The sequence below is a fragment of the Parazoarcus communis genome, from assembly GCF_003111645.1.
Classification (GTDB): Bacteria; Pseudomonadota; Gammaproteobacteria; order Burkholderiales; family Rhodocyclaceae; genus Parazoarcus; species Parazoarcus communis_A.
The window spans coordinates 1865806-1884847 of record NZ_CP022187.1; the positions used below are offsets into that span (position 1 = coordinate 1865806).

The window sequence follows — 19042 nt, forward strand, 5'->3', positions numbered from 1 at the left end:
AGCACACGGCCATGAGCATTTCGCGCCATCAGGCGGTAGGTGCCTACCGCCGCTGGGAGCCGACCGCATTCGATGCGGACGCCAAGGCCGCTGCCGATCCGGCCGCGCCGGAGAAGCCGCAGGCGGAACCGGAACCGGTCGCAGCGCCGGAGCCAGAACCCGCGCTCGAACCCGGTCTGCCCGAAGGCTTCCAGCTCCCCACCGCCGACGACATCGAGCGCATGCATGAAGAGGCGCGCAACTCCGGACACACTGAAGGCTTCGCCGAGGGCCGCGCCGCCGGCCAAAAGGACGGCTATGACGCGGGCTACGCCGAAGGCAAGGCGCAGGCCGAAGCCGAAGCCGAACGCCTGGCCGCGCTCGCCGACGAACTCGACACCGCCATGGCGAAAATCGACGAGGAAGTCGCAGACGAACTGCTCGCACTCGCCATCGAGATTGCACGCCAGGTGCTCCAGCACACCCTCGCAGCCCAGCCCGAGAGCGTCATCGAAACCATTCGCGCCGCGCTCCAGCAACTGCCCCAGTCCCACGCCCAGATCCGCCTGAATCCGGAAGACCTCGCCCTCGCCCGCGAACACCTCGGCGAACAGCTCAGTCATGGCGGCCACCGCCTTGTCGAAGATGACAGCATTGCCCGCGGCGGCTGCCGGGTCGAAGCATCGGGCGCACAGATCGACGCCTCCATGGACACCCGCTGGCGTCGCGTGCTCGAGAGCCTGGGCAAGGACGAGGCCGAATGGACGCCGCCGGAGGCGGAATGAAGCGCCACGGCGAAACCTGGCGCATCTTCCTGCAGGACGGCCAGCAGCTGGTCGAGGGCGTCACCCCCTTCCAGAGCGCAGGCCGCCTGACCCGCATCAACGGTCTGGTGATGGAGGCCGCCGGGCTGCGGCTGCCGCTCGGCTCGGGCTGCAAGGTGATGGTGCCCGGCGGCGGCTATGTCGAAGCCGAAGTCGTCGGCTTCAACGGCGACCGCCTGTTCATGATGCCGACCGACGACGTGTTCGGCCTCGCCCCCGGCGCCCAGGTCCTGCCGATGGAAACCAGCCAGCCGCGACTGCTCGCCGGCAAGCCGCTCGGCCCGCGCCGCCGTGCCTCCGACCGTGCCAAGCACCTGCCCGTGGGCGACGCCCTGCTCGGGCGTGTAGTCGATGGCGCGGGACGTCCGCTCGACGCGCTCGGCCCCCTGCACACGGCAGAGACCCGTTCGCTCCAGGGGCGCCCGATCAACCCGCTCAACCGTGCGCCGATTCGCGCCCCGCTCGACGTCGGCATTCGCTGCATCAACAGCCTGCTCACCATCGGCCGCGGCCAGCGTCTGGGCCTGTTCGCCGGCTCCGGCGTCGGCAAGTCGGTGCTGATCGGCATGATGGCGCGCTACACCGAAGCCGACGTGATCGTGGTCGGCCTTATCGGCGAACGCGGTCGCGAGGTGAAGGAGTTCATCGAACACAGCCTCGGGGCGGTTGGTCTCGAACGCTCGGTGGTGGTCGCGGCCCCCGCCGATACCAGCCCCCTGATGCGCCTGCAGGGCGCGGCCTACGCCACCACCATCGCGGAGTATTTTCGCGACCAGGGCAAGCAGGTGCTGCTGGTCATGGACTCGCTCACCCGTTACGCCATGGCCCAGCGCGAGATTGCGCTGGCCATTGGCGAGCCTCCGGTCACCCGCGGCTACCCGCCATCCGTCTTCGCCCGCCTGCCGGCCTTGGTCGAACGCGCGGGTAACGGCCCCGACGGCGGCGGTTCGATCACGGCCTTCTACACCGTGCTGGCCGAAGGCGACGACCAGCAGGACCCGATCGCCGACTCGGCACGCGCGATTCTGGACGGCCACATCGTGCTCACGCGCGCACTCGCCGATCAGGGCCACTACCCTGCGATCGACGTCGAGCAATCCATTTCGCGCGCCATGCACGGCATCGTTGGCGACGACCACTTCGAGAAAGTGCGTCGTTTCAAGCAGCTGTTCTCGCGCTACCAGCGCTCCCGCGACCTGATTGCCGTCGGCGCCTACCAGGCCGGGGGCGATCCGATGCTAGATCTCGCGGTCAAGGCCTACCCCAGCCTCGAAGCCTTCCTGCAACAGCGCATCGACGAGCGCGAGGACTATATCGGCGCTGTCAATAAGCTCAATCAGCTTTTCTCTGGAAACTGAGCACGCAGCACGCGCTATGATTCAGGCCAGTACTGTCTGCCAATGACCGCAAGGAGAACCTGCATGACCCAACGCCGCCACTTCATGCTTTCAGCCGCTGCACTCGCCGTTGCCGCTACCCTGCCTCTCGGCGCACTTGCAGAGGAGCCCACCAAGATCGGCTTCGTCTACGTCAGTCCGATCGGCGATGCGGGCTGGACCTTCCAGCACGACGAAGGCCGCAAGGAAATGGAAAAGGCCCTGGGCGCCAAGGTGCAAACCAAGTACGTTGAGAACGTCGCCGAAGGCGCCGACGCCGAACGCGTGATCCGTGAGTTTGCCGCCAGTGGCAACAAGGTGGTGTTCGCCACCAGCTTCGGCTACATGAACTACGTCGAGCGCGTGGCCAAGCAGTTCCCCAATGTGGCGTTCATGCACGCCACCGGCTACAAGATGGGCAAGAACTTCGGCAACTACAACGCCCGCTTCTACGAAGGCCGCTACGTGACCGGCGTCATCGCCGGCAAGATGAGCAAGACCAATGTGCTCGGCTACGTCGCCGCCTTCCCCATCCCCGAGGTCCTGCAAGGCATCAACGCCTTCACCCTTGGCGCGAAGAGCGTCAACCCCAAGGCTGAGGTGCGGGTGATCTGGACCAACGCATGGTATGACCCGGGCAAGGAGCGCGAAGCCGCCATGACCCTGATCAGCCAGGGCGCGGACATGCTGACCCACCACACCGACTCCACCGCCGTCGTGCAGTCTGCCGAAGAGAAAGGCATCTACGCCTTCGGCTACCACTCCGACATGTCTAAGTACGGCGCCAGGGCACACCTCACCGCCACCACGCACCACTGGGGTGAGTTCTACACCCGCACGGCCAAGGCTGTCGCTGACGGCACGTGGAAGCCCGAGAGCATCTGGGGCGGCTACAAGGAAGGCATGGTCAGCCTCGCACCGCTCAACCCGGCCATTCCCGCCGACGTGAAGACCCTGGTCACCGGCATCGAAGGCAAGCTCAAGGCCGGCAGCTTCCACCCCTTCACCGGACCGATCGTCGATCAGGCCGGCAAGGAGCGCCTCGCCAAGGGCGCGGTCATGGACGACGTCGCCCTGGGCAAGATGGACTTCTTCGTCGAAGGCGTGGCTTCGCGCCTGCCGAACGCGAAGTAAGTCTTCCCTCCGCTTACAGGTGCCCGCTGCGCCTGTAAGCGGTTGGTACGGGCCTGCGCACGTGCAGGCCCGCTGTGCCCCGACTGCGCATCCGCAGGTCCGCGTTCACGCTTTCATTTCCCGCGAAAAATGACCGATACCCGCCGTGTGCACGCCGTTCGCGGCGAGCTGATCCACTTCACCGCAGATCCGGCCGATGCCGGCGACGCCGCGCTCACCCACCTGCCCGACGGCGTCATGCTCATCGTCGACGGGCTCATCAGCGAGAGCGGTCCGGCCGAGGCCATGCTGGCAAAGCTGCCCGCCGATACGCGCACTACCGACTACCGCGGCAAGCTGATTCTGCCCGGCTTCGTCGACACCCACATCCATTACGCCCAGACCGACATCATCGCCAGCTATGGCGAGCAGCTGCTGGCGTGGCTGGAGAAATACACCTTCCCCACCGAGGCCCGCTTTTCCGATCCGGAGCACGCCGGCGAGGTGGCGGACTTCTTCTGCGACGAGCTGCTCAGGAACGGCACGACCACTGCTCTGGCCTTTGCCACCGTGCATCCCGCGTCCGTCGATGCCCTGTTCGAAGCCGCCCGGCAGCGCAGCATGCGCATGATCGCCGGCAAGGTGCTGATGGACCGCAACTGCCCGGACTATCTCGCCGACACGGCCGACACCGGCTACGCCGACTCGAAGGCCCTGATCGAGAAATGGCACGGCTGCGACCGCCTGCTGTACGCCGTCACACCGCGTTTCGCACCAACCTCGACCCGCGAACAGATGGCGCTTGCGGGACGCCTCTTTGCCGAGCACCCCGGCGTCTATCTGCAGTCGCATGTCGCCGAGAACCGGGGCGAGGTGGCCTGGGTCGCCGAGCTCTATCCCGAAGCACGCAGCTATCTCGATGTGTACGAACGCTACGGCCAGCTCGGCGAGCGCAGCGTATACGCGCACTGCATCTGGCTCGATGAAACCGACCGTGAGCGCATGGCGAGCACCGGCTCGGCGATGAGCTTCTGCCCCACCTCGAACCTGTTCCTGGGTTCCGGCCTGTTCGATCTCGATCGCGCCCACGCCCTCGGCGTGCGCGTCGGCATCGGCACCGACGTCGGGGGCGGCACCAGCTTCTCGATGCTGCAGACGCTCAACGAGGCCTACAAGGTGCTGCAGCTGAACGGACAGCGCCTGTCAGCCGAGCGCGCCTTCTATCTCGCCACCCTGGGCGGCGCCCGCAGCCTCTATCTCGACGACCGGATCGGCAATTTCGCATCCGGCAAGGAGGCCGATTTCGTGGTCATCGACCCCGCGGCCACACCGCTCTTTGCCCGTCGCATGGCCGCGACAACGAGCCTGTCCGAACGCCTGTTCGTGCTGATGATGCTCGGTGACGACCGCTGCGTGGCCGCAACCCACATCCTCGGTGAGTGCGCTTTCGAGGCCGGCACGGCATAGGCCCGTGACGGGCCGCATCGGCAGCGACGCCAATCACCCAAACGAAGACAGGCGCCATGAGCGCCTGTCTTCACCTGTGCTGCACCCGCGTTCAGACGCCGTGCTTTTCTTCCACCATCCGGCTGATCAGGCGGATCACGTCGTGGCTGCCTGCCTCGGCACTCTCCATCGCCGCCACGATGGCCTCGCGGGTTTCGTCTGCGTTGGCCATGTCGGACTGGATTCCCTTGAGCGCGGCGTGCACCGAACCGTGGACCCGCGCATGCGGCTTCTCCAGGTCGGCAAACGCGCGTGTCGCACCGAACAATGCCTTCCCCGAACCGTCGTAGTACCACTTTCCGAGGCGGCACTGGTGGTGATCGACGAGAATCGCGTCGGCCTCTTCACCCTCGCCCTTCGCCTCCATCGACACGTAGGCATTCTGCATGTAGATGATGTGGTCCATCTTGACCAGCGAGGCAAACGAGAAGTCCTTGGCGCGGTCGAGGTGATAAATGGTCTTCTCGGCCGATGTCGCCACCGCGGCGAAACGCTCGCGGAAGGTCGACACGTTGCCGCTGACCAATGCACTCTGCTCGCCAACCTCGGCGGTCTGCTCGACCATCGCCTCCACCCGGCTGCGAAAGCCCTCGGTAATGTGGCTGATCTCGGTCGTTGCCGCCTTGGTGCGTTCTGCCAGCTTGCGCACCTCGTCGGCCACCACCGCGAAACCGCGTCCCACTTCGCCCGCACGCGCGGCCTCGATCGCGGCATTGAGCGCCAGCAGGTTGGTCTGGTCGGTAATCTCCGAGATGATGCTCACCGCCCGGCGGATCGTCACGCTCGCCTCACCCAGCTCGCCCGCCGCTGTCGTCATGGCCTGCATGCGCTCGTTGATTCCTTCGAGCGCCGCACCGATCCGGCTCACTTCCTCGTGGCTGCGGGTTGCGCCCTGCCGGTTCTCCTCGGCAATGCCCATGACGCCGTCCATCTCGGTCGACACCTTGATCAGGTCGGACTGATTGCCCTTCAGGTTGCGCAACAGGTTAACCGTATTGAGTGCATGCAGCTGCGCCCCAAGCCGATGCTGCGCGACGAAGGCGGCATTCTCTTCCATGCCCTGGATCGCCGCGTTGATGTGCTCGAGCGAGCTCTTGAACTCGCCGGGCAGGCCATACACCAGCGCCCGGCGGTAATAGTGCCCCTCGCCCACCATGCGGAAGCAGGTGGTGATTTCCTTGAAATAGGTCTCGACCAGATCGAGAAACTCGTTGAGCTCCCACGCCACCTGACCCACCTCGCCCAGACCGGACGTATTCGTGATGCGCTGGTGAAGATCGCCGTCGCGACAGGCCAGAATGACTTTCTGCATGTAGTGCAGCGTTTCCAGCGGACGCTGGAAATGCCGCCACGCATAGAAACTGAACGCGATCGCCAACACCGGTATTACGATCACCGGACCATCGAGTCCATTCAGCCACAGCTGCCAGCCCGCCATCGCAGCGATCAGACCAACGAACACCACGCAATAGATGAGGAATTGCCGATCGAGAAAAGGCGCGCGCTTGCTCACACCTGCCCGCGAATTACCATGTTCCATGTTGCCGTCCCCTCTGCGCTCAGCCTTTGTACAGCCCGAGCACGAACTTGTCGTACGTCGTGTTCAGATCCTCGATCGTCTTGTGCAGCAGCGCCATCGACGCGTCGGGCGCGTTGGCGGCCCCCGCCTCGCGCTCGGCGCGCAGCATCGCCTCGTACAAGGGCACCACTGCCCGCACGGCATCGGCCGGAGGCGGACGCCGCACCGAGAAATAGCCCATCGCGCGGCCGCTCGCATCGAGGTCGGGCGTCACGTTGGCAAACACCCAGTAATAGGCGCCGTCCGCGGTCATGTTCTTCACCAGTCCGAAGAACTCCTGCCCACTCTTGAGCGTTTCCCACATGAAGCGGTACACCCCGCGCGGCATGTCGGGATGGCGCACGATGTTGTGCTGAACGCCGAGCAGATCGCGCTCGGCGAAATTCGCTATCCGCATGAAGGTGCGGTTGGCATAGGTAATACGCCCGGTGAGATCGGTCTTGCTCACGATCATTTCACCCGAACCCAGCACCACTTCCTGGCTGTTCGGTTCGATCTTCTTTTTCACTGCGCTCTCCCTGTCTCGAAAGCACCGCCCGACGTCATCAGGACACATGCCTTGAAGAGTTTATCGGCAGATCTGCGCAAAACTTCACAAAAAAAATCGGCGGTGCGAAAAACACCGCCGATTGCATATTCCGGCCTGCTGCGAGTGCGCGTTTCCCACCCCCGACGCGCCGCCTGAGCGCCCGCGAGCCCCCCGAAGATCAGCCTGCGACGCGGCCGTAGGTATCCTCGAAGCGCACGATGTCGTCCTCGCCCAGGTAGCTGCCCGACTGTACCTCGATGATCTCCAGCGGCACCTTGCCGGGATTCGCCAGGCGGTGAGTGTGACCCAGCGGGATGTAGGTGGATTCGTTCTCGCCCAGCAGGAAGGTACGCTCGCCGTTGGTGACCTCAGCCGTGCCCTTCACCACGATCCAGTGCTCGGCGCGGTGATGGTGCATCTGCAGGCTCAGCGTCGCGCCCGGATTCACCACGATGCGCTTGACCTGAAAGCGCTCGCCGAAGTCGATCGAGTCGTACCAGCCCCACGGGCGATACACCTTGCGGTGGCTGCGCGTCAGGCTCTTGCCCTCGGCCTTGAGCCGTTCCACGACTTTCTTCACGTCCTGGGTGCGGCTCTTGTGCGCCACCATCACCGCATCGGCGGTTTCCACCACCACCATGTCGTCGCAGCCCACCGCCGCCACCATGCGGTGCGTGGCGTGCACCAGGGTGTTGCGGCTGGATTCGAACATCACTTCGCCACGCCCGCTGTTGCCGTCGCCATCCTTCTCCGACACCGCCCACAGCGCGTCCCACGCGCCCACGTCCGACCACCCGGCCGACAGCGGCACCACCACGCCCTGGCCAAGTTCGGGCGCAGTGCCCAGCTTTTCCATCACGGCGTAGTCGATTGAATCCGACGGGCAGGCGACAAACGCGGCCTTGTCCACACGCAGGAAGTCGGCATCCACCGAACGTCCTGCAAACGCCGCATCGCAGGCTGCACTGATATCGGGGCGGAAATGCGCCATCGCCTTCAGCCACACCGAGCCCTTCATCATGAAGATGCCGCTGTTCCAGAAGTACTCGCCGCTCTCGACGTAGCGGGTGGCGGTGTCGGCATCCGGCTTTTCGACGAACTCGGCCAGCACGCGGGCGCTGTCGGTGTCACCCGCCAGCGGGCCGACGCGGATATAGCCGTAACCGGTTTCGGCGCGATCGGGCACGATGCCGAAGGTCACCAGGCGACCGGCCTCGGCCTGCGCCGCCCCTTCGGCAATGGCCTTCTGGAACGCGGCCACATCGACGATCACATGGTCGGCCGGCATCACCAGCAGCACCGGGTCCTTGCCCTCGGCCGTCGCGGCAAGCGCCGCCAGCGACAGCGCCGGCGCCGTGTTGCGGCCCACCGGCTCGAGCACGATCTGCGCCGAGCGCACACCCACCTGGCGCATCTGTTCGGCGATGATGAAACGGTATTCCTCGTTGCTCACCACCAGCGGCTGTGCGTCCACCTCGCCGCCCGCGTAGCCATTGAGCCGCACCACGGTTTCCTGCAGCAGCGAGTGATCGCTGGTCAGCGGCAGCAGCTGCTTGGGATAGGACTCACGCGACGCGGGCCACAGCCGCGTGCCGGAACCACCAGAAAGAATTACCGTCTTGATCGCCATATTCGGACACCTAGAAAACGTTCGGAATGATTCAGGCAGCATCAGCTGCACAATGCAATATCCTTGTGCGGGCAATCATACTGCAATGCAGCATTACATTGCCATGAAGAAGTACCCGCTCCTGACCAGCAAGGTGCAGCGGCGCGCAGCGCACTCACCGGACAAACCGGCGCCGAGTGCCACATAATGCACCCGGCTCCGCCCCCAGCGCGGCAGCATGACCCGGTTCCCGATTCATTCCCGACAGGCAGGTGCGCCACCATGACCCATGCAGACACCCTCACCCATCTGCAGCGACTCGAAGCCGAGAGCATCCACATCATGCGCGAAGTGGTTGCCGAGGCCGACAATCCGGTGATGCTCTACTCCATCGGCAAGGACAGTGCGGTGATGCTGCACCTGGCACGCAAGGCCTTCTTTCCCGCGCCGCCGCCGTTTCCGCTCCTGCATGTGGATACGCGCTGGAAGTTTCGCGAGATGTACGGCTTTCGCGACCGCATGGCACAGGAGAGCGGGATGGACCTCCTCGTCCACATCAACCCGGAAGGCATCGAGAAGGACATCAACCCCTTCACCCACGGCTCGGCCATCCACACCGACATCATGAAAACCGAGGGCCTGAAGCAGGCGCTGGACAAGTACGGCTTCGACGCAGCCTTCGGTGGCGCACGCCGCGACGAAGAGAAGTCGCGCGCCAAGGAGCGCGTATTCTCCTTCCGCTCCGCCCAGCACCGGTGGGACCCGAAGAACCAGCGCCCCGAACTGTGGAAGCTCTACAACACGCGCAAGCACAAGGGCGAGTCGATCCGCGTGTTCCCGATCTCGAACTGGACCGAGCTCGACATCTGGCAGTACATCCACCTCGAGGCCATCCCCATCGTGCCGCTCTACTACTCTGCCGTGCGGCCGGTGGTGGAACGCGATGGCGCGCTGATCATGGTCGACGACGAGCGCCTGCCGCTCAGGCCCGGTGAAGTCCCGATGATGAAGAGCGTCCGCTTCCGCACCCTGGGGTGCTATCCGCTGACAGGCGCGGTGGAATCCGAGGCCGACACCCTGCCTGCGATCATTCAGGAGATGCTGCTCACGCGCACGTCCGAACGTCAGGGACGCGTCATCGACCACGACTCAGCGGCGTCCATGGAAAAGAAAAAGCAGGAGGGCTACTTCTGATGGCACACGTCTCCGACCTCATCGCCAGCGACATCGAGCAATATCTCAAGCACCACGAACACAAGAGCCTGCTGCGTTTCATCACCTGCGGCAGCGTGGATGACGGCAAGAGCACCCTGATCGGGCGCCTGCTGTACGAATCGAAAATGCTGTTCGAAGACCAGCTGGCCGCCGTCGAAGCCGATTCGAAGAAATTCGGCACCCAGGGCGACAACATCGACTTTGCGCTGCTGGTCGATGGTCTGGCCGCCGAACGCGAGCAAGGCATCACCATCGACGTCGCCTACCGCTTCTTCTCCACCGACAAGCGCAAGTTCATCGTTGCCGACACGCCCGGCCATGAGCAATACACCCGCAACATGGTCACCGGCGCATCCACTGCCGACGTCGCCATTCTCATGGTCGATGCACGCAAGGGCATCCTCACCCAGACCCGGCGCCACAGCTACCTCGTCACCCTGCTCGGCATCCGTCATGTGGTGGTCGCAATCAACAAGATGGACCTGGTTGCCTACGACGAGAAGACCTATGACAGAATCGTCGAGGACTACCGCGCCTTCGCCGCCCGGATCGGCATCGAAGGGATGACCTTCATCCCGATGTCGGCCTTCAGGGGCGACAACATCATCCTCCCCAGCGACGCCATGCCCTGGTACCACGGGACGACGCTGATGGGCTACCTGGAAACCGTCGAAGTCGACGACACCCGCCTGCAGCGCACCCCCTTCCGCATGCCGGTACAGTGGGTAAACCGCCCCGATCTCGACTTCCGCGGCTTTGCCGGCACCATTGCCAGCGGCACCATCGCGCCGGGCGCGCGCATCCGCGTGCAGCCATCGGGCAAGGAGAGCTCGGTTGCCCGCATCGTCACAATGGATGGCGATCTCGCGCGGGCGGTGTCGGGACAGTCGGTCACCCTGACGCTGACCGACGAAATCGATGTCTCGCGCGGCGACGTGATGTCCGAAGCCACCGCGCCGGCCGAGATCGCCGACCAGTTCGAATGCACCATCGTCTGGATGCACGAGGAAGCACTGCTTCCCGGCCGCCCCTACCTGCTCAAGATCGGCACACGCACCGTCACCGCCACCGTCACGTCGATCAAGCACCAGATCAACGTCAACACCCTGGAGCACATCGCGGCGAAGAAGCTGGAGCTCAACGCCATCGGCGAATGCAATCTCAGCCTCGATCGTCAGATCGCCTTCGACCGCTACGCCGACAACCGCGACACCGGCGGCTTCATCCTCATCGACCGGCTCAGCAACAACACGGTGGGCGCGGGCCTGCTCAACTTCGCGCTGCGTCGCGCCCACAACCTCCACGCCCAGCATGTGGACGTCGACAAGCACGCCCGCTCGGCCATCAAGGGGCAGAAGAGCTGCGTGCTCTGGTTCACCGGGCTGTCGGGCGCGGGCAAGTCGTCGATCGCGAACATGCTGGAAAAGAAGCTGCACGCCATGGGCTGCCACACCTATCTGCTCGACGGCGACAATGTGCGCCAGGGCCTGAACAAGGATCTCGGCTTCACCGACGCCGACCGCGTCGAGAATATCCGGCGCGTGGGCGAAGTTGCGCGCCTGATGGCCGATGCAGGTCTGATCGTGCTGAGCGCCTTCATCTCGCCGTTCCGCGCCGAGCGCCGCATGGCCCGCGACCTGGTCGCCGAAGGCGAATTCGTCGAAGTCTTCGTCGATACACCGCTGGCGATTGCCGAGCAGCGTGATGTGAAGGGGCTCTACGGGAAGGCGCGCCGGGGCGAACTGAAGAACTTCACCGGCATCGACTCGCCTTACGAGGCACCCGAATCACCGGACATCCGCATCGACACCACAAGCCTGTCGATTGAAGCGGCAGCCGATCTGGTGATCGCGACCCTCGAAACAAGGGGTGTTCTGCCAAGGCACTAAGTACGTTCGCCCCCGCTCCGGGCAGCGTTGTCTGCGACCACAGCGGGGGCGAACGGCACCAGGCATGTCAGGGACTCGACACCCGGGGACTTGCGTTCAGTCGAACACCTCGGCGGCCGCGAGCGGCTTGCCTTCCTTGTCCTTGGCCGACAGCAAGGGCTCGCCATCGAAATGCCAGTCGATCCCGATCGCGGGGTCGTTCCACATGATGCAGCGCTCATGCTGGGGCGCGTAGTAATCGGTGGTCTTGTACAGGAAATCGGCCGATTCGCTCAGCACCACGAAACCGTGAGCAAAGCCTGGCGGCACCCAGAACTGGCAGTTGTTGTCTTCCGACAGCTCGGCACCGACCCACTTGCCGAAGGTGGGCGAGTTGCGGCGCACATCCACGGCCACGTCATAGACGGCGCCCCGCACCACCCGCACCAGCTTGCCCTGCGGCTGCTGCAGCTGGTAATGCAGTCCGCGCAGCACCCCACGCCCGGAGCGGGAATGGTTGTCCTGCACGAAGTCGACATCCAGCCCGGTCACTTCACGAAACGTGCGGGCATTGAAGCTTTCCAGAAAAAACCCGCGGCTGTCGCCGAACACCTTTGGCTCCAGGACCAGCACTTCGGGAATCGCAGTCTGCGTTACTTTCATCAAAACACCCTTTCTTCGAGCAGTCGCTTCAGGTACTGCCCATAGCCATTCTTTGCCAGCGGCACGGCCAGCGTCTGCAGTTGTTCGTCGTTGATCCAGCCCGCACGCCAGGCGATCTCTTCCGGGCAGGCAATCTTCAGCCCCTGCCGCTTCTCGATGGTCTGGATGAACAGCCCCGCTTCGAGCAGGCTTTCATGCGTGCCGGTGTCCAGCCAGGCGTGCCCACGGCCCATCACCTGCACGTCGAGCGCACCCCACTCGAGGTACTGCTTGTTCACGTCGGTGATCTCGAGTTCGCCACGCGGGCTGGGCGCCAGCGACTTCGCGATATCCACCACGCGCTCATCGTAGAAATAGAGCCCGGTCACCGCATAGCGGCTCTTGGGTTTGACGGGCTTCTCCTCGAGACTGATCGCGCGTCCATCTGCATTGAACTCCACCACGCCGTAGCGCTCGGGGTCGTGCACCGGGTAGGCAAACACCGTCGCCCCGTCGCCGCGCCCACCGGCACCACGCAGGTCATTGGCAAACTCGTGGCCATAGAAGAGGTTGTCGCCCAGCACCAGAGCGGACGGACCTCCGGCAAGGAACTGCTCGCCGATGATGAAAGCCTGCGCCAACCCGTCCGGGCTGGGCTGCACTGCGTAGCTCAGGCTGATGCCCCACTGGCTGCCATCGCCCAGCAGGTGCTGAAAGCGCGGCGTGTCCTGCGGCGTGGAGATGATCAGGATGTCGCGAATGCCCGCCAGCAGCAGCGTCGACAGCGGGTAATAGATCATCGGCTTGTCGTACACCGGCAACAACTGCTTGGAAACGGCCAGCGTGGCCGGATGCAACCGGGTACCGGAACCGCCCGCGAGGATGATGCCTTTGCGTTGTTCGCTCATGATTTCACAGCCTTTCAAGGGCGCGTCCGGTGAGCCCACCGTGGCGCCATTCATCAAGCGGGCGGAAGAAGTTCCTGCCCGGTGAACACTACAGCGTTTCGTCCAGCATCCGCGCCACACCGTCCTGCCATGGCGGCAGGCTCAGACCGAAGGCGGCGCTCAGCCTGGTGGTATCAAGGCGAGAGTTGAGCGGCCGTGCGGCCGGCGTGGGGTAGTCAGTGGTGGGAATCGGTGCGATCTCGCCCACCTTCAGCGCCACACCGCGCGCACGCGCAGCCTCGATCACGAATTCCGCATAGCCATGCCAGCTGGTTTCGCCAGCGGCCGCCAGGTGGTAGGTGCCCGACAGCTCAGGGCGTGCGCGCAGGCTGCGCACGGCATGGGCGCTGACGTCCGCGATCAGCTCGGCCCCCGTCGGCGCACCGATCTGGTCCGCGATCACGGTCAGGCGCTCGCGCTCGGCCGCGAGGCGCAGCATTGTCCTGGCGAAGTTGCCACCACGGGCCGCATACACCCACGATGTGCGGAAAATCAGGTGCCTGCAGCCGCTGGCGCGAATGGCCTCTTCACCATCGAGCTTGCTGCGGCCATACACCGACAGCGGGCCCGTGGCATCGTCTTCCTGCCACGGCGTGCTGCCGCTGCCGTCGAACACGTAGTCGGTGGAATAGTGCACCAGCACCGCCCCCCGGCTCACGGCCGCCTGGGCCAGCACGCCGGGCGCATCGGCATTGATGCGCTGCGCCAGTTCGGCCTCGCTCTCGGCCTTGTCCACCGCGGTATGCGCGGCGGCATTCACGATCACATCGGGCGCAACCGCGTCCACCGTCGTCCGCAGTGCAGCCGGATCCGACAGATCGCCGCTCAGTCCATCCCTGCCCTGTCGCCCGAGCGCCACCAGCTCGCCCAGCGGCGCCAGCGCACGCTGCAGCTCCCAGCCCACCTGGCCATCCTTGCCCAGCAGCAGAATCTTCATGCGTGCGAATCCTTCGCATCGCGGCCCGCGTAGTTTGCCGACACCCACTCGCGGTAGGCGCCGCTCTGCACATTGGCCACCCACTCGGGATTGGCCAGGTACCACTCGACCGTCTTGCGAATGCCGGTCTCGAATGTTTCGGCCGGGCGCCAGCCCAGCTCACGCTCGACCTTGCGCGCATCGATTGCATAGCGCCGGTCATGCCCGGGGCGGTCGGTCACATAGGTAATCAGGCGGCTGTAGCTGCCGGCCGCATCCGGCTTCAACTCGTCGAGCAGCGCGCACACGGTATGCACGATGTCGAGGTTGGGCTTCTCGTTCCAGCCCCCGATGTTGTACGTCTCGCCAAGGCGGCCGTTCTGCAGCACCGCGCGAATCGCGCTGCAGTGATCCTTTACGTACAGCCAGTCACGCACGTTCTGTCCGTCGCCGTAGATCGGCAGCGGCTTGCCCGCGAGGGCATTGACGATCATCAGCGGGATCAGTTTTTCGGGGAAATGGTAAGGACCATAGTTGTTCGAGCAATTGGTCGTCACCACCGGCAGGCCGTAGGTGTGAAACCACGCCCGCACCAGGTGATCGGACGCCGCCTTGCTCGCCGAGTACGGGCTGTTGGGCTCGTACGCATGGGTCTCCGCAAAGGGCGCCTCGTGCGCGGCGAGCGAGCCATACACCTCGTCGGTGCTCACATGATGAAAGCGGAACGCCGCCTTGGCCTCGCCTTCGAGCGCGCCCCAGTAGGCGCGCGCGGCCTCGAGCAGGGTGAAGGTGCCTTCGACGTTGGTGCGCATGAACTCGCCCGGGCCGTGGATCGAGCGATCCACGTGACTCTCGGCAGCAAAGTGCACGATCGCACGCGGCCGGTGCTCTGCCAGCAGACGATCGACCAGTTCGCGATCGCAGATGTCGCCCTGCACGAAGACGTGACGCGTGTCGCTGTCAAGCGACTTCAGTGTCTCCAGATTGCCCGCATAGGTGAGCTTGTCGAGGTTCACCACCGGCTCGCCGGTTTCGGCAATCCAGTCGAGAACGAAATTGCCGCCAATGAAGCCCGCACCGCCGGTTACCAGAATCACGCCTTTACTCCCTGATCTTCCATGCTACAAAGATACCAGAGAAATATTGCATCGCACCAATTGAAAGCGCAATTCGTTCGAACAGGCAGCATCCAATCCGGACTATTTCCCCGATTTCGAAGGCACGGCGGCGCTTTCCACACGGAATCTACATTGGCTCGCCGCGCAGCGCGCTCAGATGCCAGTTGTAGACCTCTTCCAGCAGATGCGGCGTGTGCTTGCCCGGCGACTGATCCAGCGCACGATTGTAGTAGTCGCGCAGCGCCGGCTTGAAGTTGGGGTGGGCGCAGTTCTCGATCACGGCCTTCGCACGCTGGCGCGGCGACAGCCCGCGCAGATCGGCCAGGCCCTGCTCGGTGACCAGCACCTGCACGTCGTGCTCGGTGTGATCCACGTGCGACACCATCGGCACGATGCAGGAGATCGCACCGCCCTTGGCCTGCGACGGCGTCATGAAGATCGACAGGTAGCCGTTGCGCGCAAAGTCGCCCGAGCCGCCGATACCGTTCATGATCTGCGAGCCCATCACATGGGTCGAATTCACGTTGCCGTAGATGTCGGCCTCGATCATGCCGTTCATTGCAATTACACCCAGGCGGCGGATCACCTCGGGGTGATTGCTGATCTCCTGCGCTCTCAGGATGATGCGGTCGTGATAGAAATCGAGATTTGCATTGAGCTCACCGAGCGCGTCGCTGCTGAGCGAAAACGCGGTCGCCGATGCACAGGTCAGCTTGCCCGACTTGAGCATCTCCAGCATGCCGTCCTGCAGCACCTCGGTGTAGGCGGTCAGGTTCTCGAACGGGCCATCGTTGAGGCCGGCCATCACCGCGTTGGCGATGTTGCCCACACCCGACTGCAGCGGCAGCAGGTTGGCCGGCAGGCGCCCCTTCTTCACTTCGTGCTTGAAGAACTCAAGGATGTGCCCGGCGATCAGGCGCGAGTTCTCGTCCGGCGGCGAGAACGCCGTGTTGCGATCCGGGCTGTGGGTCTCGACAATCGCCACGATCTTGCTGGGGTCGCAACGCAGATAGGGCTCGCCGATGCGATCCGACACCTTGACCAGCGGAATCGGCTTGCGGTTGGGCGGCAGCTGGGTACCGTAATAGATGTCGTGCATGCCCTCGAGGCGGCTGTTCTGCCACGAGTTCACCTCGAGAATCACCTTGTCGGCCTGATCCAGCCAGGTCTTGTTGTTACCGATCGACGACGACGGAATCAGACGACCATCCTCGAGAATGCCGCCCACTTCCACCACGGCAACGTCGAGCTTGCCGAGAAAGCCGGACCAGACGAACTGCGCAACGTGCGACAGATGGATGTCGATGTACTCCATCTCGCCGGCGTTGATACGCTTGCGGCACGCCGGATCGGACTGGTAGGGCAGACGCATCTCGATGCCATCGACAGCGGCCAATGCACCGTCGAGCTCGGGCGCCGTCGACGCCCCTGTCCATACCCCGACCCTGAACCGCTCGCCCTTGGCATTGGCGGTCGTGATGCGCTCGGCCAGCGCCGCAGGCAGCACCTTGGGATACCCCGATCCGGTGAAGCCGCTCATGCCGACGTTGGCACCGTTTTGGATAAGGCGTGCGGCCTCCGCGGCCGACATGATCTTGCTGCGCAGGGCGGAACACTGGATACGGGATTCGCTCATCGTCTGCTCTTTCAGAAGGGGCCAAAAGAAACGCGCCATGCGGTGAGGCAATGGCGCGTGCTTCGATTGCTCGAAGGGTTCCCGAGGCGTCCGAGGGAGGGGACAGCTTCGGGAGGGCAACGCTGATTCATGCGGGACGCAGTCTAGTTAGTGCTTGGTGTGCGCACAAACGACCATTTATTATTCGACGCATTAGCAGAACTTAATCATCAAACCATGATCAGGCAGCCATGAGCTACGAGCTTCCCAGTCTTGCCCTGCTGCGCACCTTCGAAGCCGCCGCCCGCCACCTGAGCTTCAAGAAGGCGGCAGACGAGATCTGCGTCACACCCGCGGCCGTGAGTCAGCAGATGAAAGCACTGGAAGATTATCTGGGCGTGCCGCTGTTCCACCGCCGGGTGCGGGCGCTGGAGCTTACCGAACATGGCAGCACCCTGCTGCCGGGTGTGCGCGACGCCTTCGAGCGCCTCGCCGTCGCGGTCGACCATACCCGGCGCGTCACCCCCGGCCCGCTCACCGTCACTGCCCCGCCCTCCTTCGCCAGCCACTGGCTGCTGCCGCGCCTGCCGCGCTTCAACGTTGCCCATCCAGACATCGAGCTGCGCCTGTCGAGCACCTCGGACACCGTCGACCACAAGGGCGAGGCCGCCGTGCTCGGCAAGCTGCATCCAGCGCGCACGGAAGTCGCCATTCTTTATGGCAAAGGTCACTATCCAGGCTATGTGGTGGTCCCGATCTTCACACCCGACTATGTGCCGGTATGCACGCCCGCGCTACAACGCGCTGCGGCACTCCAAACCCCGGCCAACCTGGCCGGACAAGTGCTCATCCACGACGACACACTGAGCGAAGACGGTCGCGACAGGCATTCAAGGTCGGGTTGGGCAGAGTGGCTTCGGCTCGCGGGCGCATCGAACATCGACAGTCGCCGGGGGCCGCATTTTTCCAACGCGGCACTTGCACTGGAAGCCGCCCAGGCCGGCCACGGCATCGCGCTCGCGCCGCGCCCGCTGATCGATTCACGCGTCGCCGAAGGCAAGCTCGTCGTTCCCTTCAACATCACCCTGCCCTCGCCCAGCACCTACTATCTGGTCATGCACGAAGCGATGCAGCACCAGCCAGCCGTCGACGCGTTTCAGCATTGGTTGCTGGCGGAAGCATCGGCGCTACAAAAGCGTCAGCTTTATCGCACCTGAACAAACAAACAGGACTGCACCGCCGCGCAGACACAGTTCGTCCCAGCGGTTCCAGCCCGTGCCCAGGTCGTCGATCTGCTCGGTGACCAGGGGGATGGTCTCCTGGTCGATGCGTGCATGGCTGTGTTCAAGGATGTCCCGCAGGCTTGCCGCCTCACGCATCAGACCGTTTACCCGGAATGCCGGACGCAGAAGCAGCAACCCGCCAATGAACGCCAGCATTTCGGCCAGCAATGCCATTGAAATCTCAGAGCACGGTGTGCAGCAACAAGGTTCGACCATCAATCACAACGGCCTTGTCATCAACGGCTGTCGCCTTGCGCGCAAACCCAATCACAACCTCCATACCCTGCGCATGTGCAAGGGTCTCGAGCTGGGAAATCGTGATGCCTCTCGGCGCCTGACCGCCCTCGTAACGGCTGATTTCAGACTGTTGAACGCCGCTGCTCGCCGCCAGGTCACGTTGCGTCAGCCCGACCGTTTCGCGCAGTTCCCGCAACAGAAGGCCCATCTTCTCGGCGGCAGTCGCACCTTCGTAGCCCTCTTGAACCAGAGGATCACGAAGAAGTTCGTCTTCCAGCATACTCAATCTCATTGCAAAACTCCTGAAGGCTATGTTCGTTGGACTGCACGAGCGATCGCGGCGTTCAAAGCGCCAGCCGAGAGGGCCTCGGCGATGAAGTCATCAAACGCGGCGACACTCAGCAGTACCAATGCCCGCCCCTTGAGCACAAACACGGCGGTAACGCCACAGCGTCCGACACAAAGACTGATCGCATACAGGCGCTCTCCGGAACGAAGATCGTGGCGCCTGAAAGCCGAATCGAGCCGCCCAGCCCGAAGTGCTTCATGGCGCTTCCTGATGAGTGCACCGACCGCTCTCGAAAAATCGCCCCTGCGCGCATTGATTGCGCACATTTCAGCTATCGCATCCTGGTGGGCGTCGCCGTCCGTCATCATTGGCCTCCGATGAGATTATGGGCTTTTTC

At 64.1% G+C, this 19042-nt stretch carries 18 protein-coding genes and 1 pseudogene; 7 read left to right on the forward strand and 12 right to left on the reverse strand.

The window, feature by feature from the left end:
- The first annotated feature begins 11 nt into the window (after nt 1-11).
- The 4 genes from fliH to guaD all read left to right on the forward strand — a co-directional run bounded on the left by fliH (nt 12) and on the right by guaD (nt 4759).
- Complete coding sequence (gene fliH / locus CEW83_RS08475; protein ID WP_108948952.1) at nt 12-764, forward strand: flagellar assembly protein FliH; 753 nt, start codon at nt 12-14, stop codon at nt 762-764.
- Nucleotides 761-2161 carry a flagellar protein export ATPase FliI gene (gene fliI / locus CEW83_RS08480; protein ID WP_108951284.1) on the forward strand — a complete coding sequence of 467 codons (1401 nt, stop codon included), beginning with the start codon at nt 761-763 and terminating at the stop codon, nt 2159-2161. Before fliH ends, fliI begins: the two co-directional genes overlap by 4 nt.
- Nucleotides 2162-2224: 63 nt before the next feature.
- Nucleotides 2225-3313: a BMP family ABC transporter substrate-binding protein gene (locus tag CEW83_RS08485; protein WP_108948953.1), complete on the forward strand. Its 1089-nt coding sequence runs from the start codon at nt 2225-2227 to the stop codon at nt 3311-3313.
- 129 nt (nt 3314-3442) lie between these two features.
- Nucleotides 3443-4759 carry a guanine deaminase gene (gene guaD, locus CEW83_RS08490; protein ID WP_108948954.1) on the forward strand — a complete coding sequence of 439 codons (1317 nt, stop codon included), beginning with the start codon at nt 3443-3445 and terminating at the stop codon, nt 4757-4759.
- 91 nt (nt 4760-4850) lie between these two features.
- Here guaD and CEW83_RS21745 read toward each other — a convergent pair whose 3' ends face one another.
- From CEW83_RS21745 to CEW83_RS08505, 4 genes and pseudogenes are all read right to left on the reverse strand, one after another.
- Nucleotides 4851-5204 (reverse strand): CZB domain-containing protein, encoded by a 354-nt coding sequence (locus tag CEW83_RS21745; RefSeq protein WP_420094098.1) that lies wholly within the window; start codon nt 5202-5204, stop codon nt 4851-4853.
- A 114-nt stretch (nt 5205-5318) separates the two neighbouring features.
- A pseudogene (locus tag CEW83_RS21615) lies at nt 5319-6338 on the reverse strand (methyl-accepting chemotaxis protein); the annotation flags it as partial.
- Between the two features lie 19 nt (nt 6339-6357).
- The gene (locus tag CEW83_RS08500; protein ID WP_234419030.1) at nt 6358-6885 is read right to left on the reverse strand and encodes a PAS domain-containing protein; all 528 of its coding nucleotides are present in this window, start codon (nt 6883-6885) and stop codon (nt 6358-6360) included.
- 199 nt (nt 6886-7084) lie between these two features.
- Entirely contained in the window at nt 7085-8536 is a 1452-nt protein-coding gene (locus tag CEW83_RS08505; protein WP_108948957.1) for a mannose-1-phosphate guanylyltransferase/mannose-6-phosphate isomerase, read from the reverse strand.
- 261 nt (nt 8537-8797) lie between these two features.
- Between CEW83_RS08505 and cysD the strand changes: the two genes are divergently transcribed.
- Complete coding sequence (cysD, locus tag CEW83_RS08510; protein WP_108948958.1) at nt 8798-9709, forward strand: sulfate adenylyltransferase subunit CysD; 912 nt, start codon at nt 8798-8800, stop codon at nt 9707-9709.
- On the forward strand, nt 9709-11619 hold the full coding sequence (gene cysN, locus CEW83_RS08515; protein WP_108948959.1) for a sulfate adenylyltransferase subunit CysN: 1911 nt from the start codon (nt 9709-9711) through the stop codon (nt 11617-11619). Before cysD ends, cysN begins: the two co-directional genes overlap by 1 nt.
- A 96-nt stretch (nt 11620-11715) precedes the next feature.
- On the opposite strand, the gene rfbC is transcribed toward cysN, so the two are convergent.
- The 5 genes from rfbC to CEW83_RS08540 form a co-directional block, all read right to left on the reverse strand.
- Nucleotides 11716-12261, reverse strand: coding sequence for a dTDP-4-dehydrorhamnose 3,5-epimerase (gene rfbC, locus CEW83_RS08520; protein WP_108948960.1), 546 nt, complete (start codon nt 12259-12261; stop codon nt 11716-11718).
- A complete protein-coding gene (rfbA, locus tag CEW83_RS08525; RefSeq protein ID WP_108951285.1) occupies nt 12261-13148 on the reverse strand; it encodes a glucose-1-phosphate thymidylyltransferase RfbA in 888 nt (295 codons plus the stop codon). The genes rfbC and rfbA overlap by 1 nt, the downstream gene beginning before the upstream one ends.
- 88 nt (nt 13149-13236) lie before the next feature.
- The gene (gene rfbD, locus CEW83_RS08530) at nt 13237-14124 is read right to left on the reverse strand and encodes a dTDP-4-dehydrorhamnose reductase (protein WP_108948961.1); all 888 of its coding nucleotides are present in this window, start codon (nt 14122-14124) and stop codon (nt 13237-13239) included.
- Entirely contained in the window at nt 14121-15200 is a 1080-nt protein-coding gene (gene rfbB, locus CEW83_RS08535; RefSeq protein ID WP_108948962.1) for a dTDP-glucose 4,6-dehydratase, read from the reverse strand. The genes rfbD and rfbB overlap by 4 nt, the downstream gene beginning before the upstream one ends.
- A 148-nt stretch (nt 15201-15348) precedes the next feature.
- Nucleotides 15349-16857, reverse strand: a complete 1509-nt coding sequence (locus tag CEW83_RS08540; RefSeq protein ID WP_108951286.1) for an acetyl-CoA hydrolase/transferase family protein — start codon at nt 16855-16857, stop codon at nt 15349-15351.
- 230 nt (nt 16858-17087) lie between these two features.
- On the opposite strand from CEW83_RS08540, the gene gcvA reads away from it, so the two are divergent.
- Nucleotides 17088-18053 carry a transcriptional regulator GcvA gene (gene gcvA, locus CEW83_RS08545; RefSeq protein ID WP_108948963.1) on the forward strand — a complete coding sequence of 322 codons (966 nt, stop codon included), beginning with the start codon at nt 17088-17090 and terminating at the stop codon, nt 18051-18053.
- On the opposite strand, the gene CEW83_RS08550 is transcribed toward gcvA, so the two are convergent.
- The 3 genes from CEW83_RS08550 to CEW83_RS08560 are packed head-to-tail and all read right to left on the reverse strand — an operon-like array spanning nt 18024 to nt 19013.
- Nucleotides 18024-18293, reverse strand: coding sequence for a hypothetical protein (locus CEW83_RS08550; RefSeq protein ID WP_108948964.1), 270 nt, complete (start codon nt 18291-18293; stop codon nt 18024-18026). The two genes, gcvA and CEW83_RS08550, sit on opposite strands and share 30 nt — an antisense overlap.
- Before the next feature lie 7 nt (nt 18294-18300).
- On the reverse strand, nt 18301-18636 hold the full coding sequence (locus tag CEW83_RS08555; protein ID WP_159099421.1) for a helix-turn-helix domain-containing protein: 336 nt from the start codon (nt 18634-18636) through the stop codon (nt 18301-18303).
- Between the two features lie 29 nt (nt 18637-18665).
- Nucleotides 18666-19013 carry a hypothetical protein gene (locus CEW83_RS08560; RefSeq protein ID WP_108948966.1) on the reverse strand — a complete coding sequence of 116 codons (348 nt, stop codon included), beginning with the start codon at nt 19011-19013 and terminating at the stop codon, nt 18666-18668.
- Nucleotides 19014-19042: the final 29 nt, after the last annotated feature.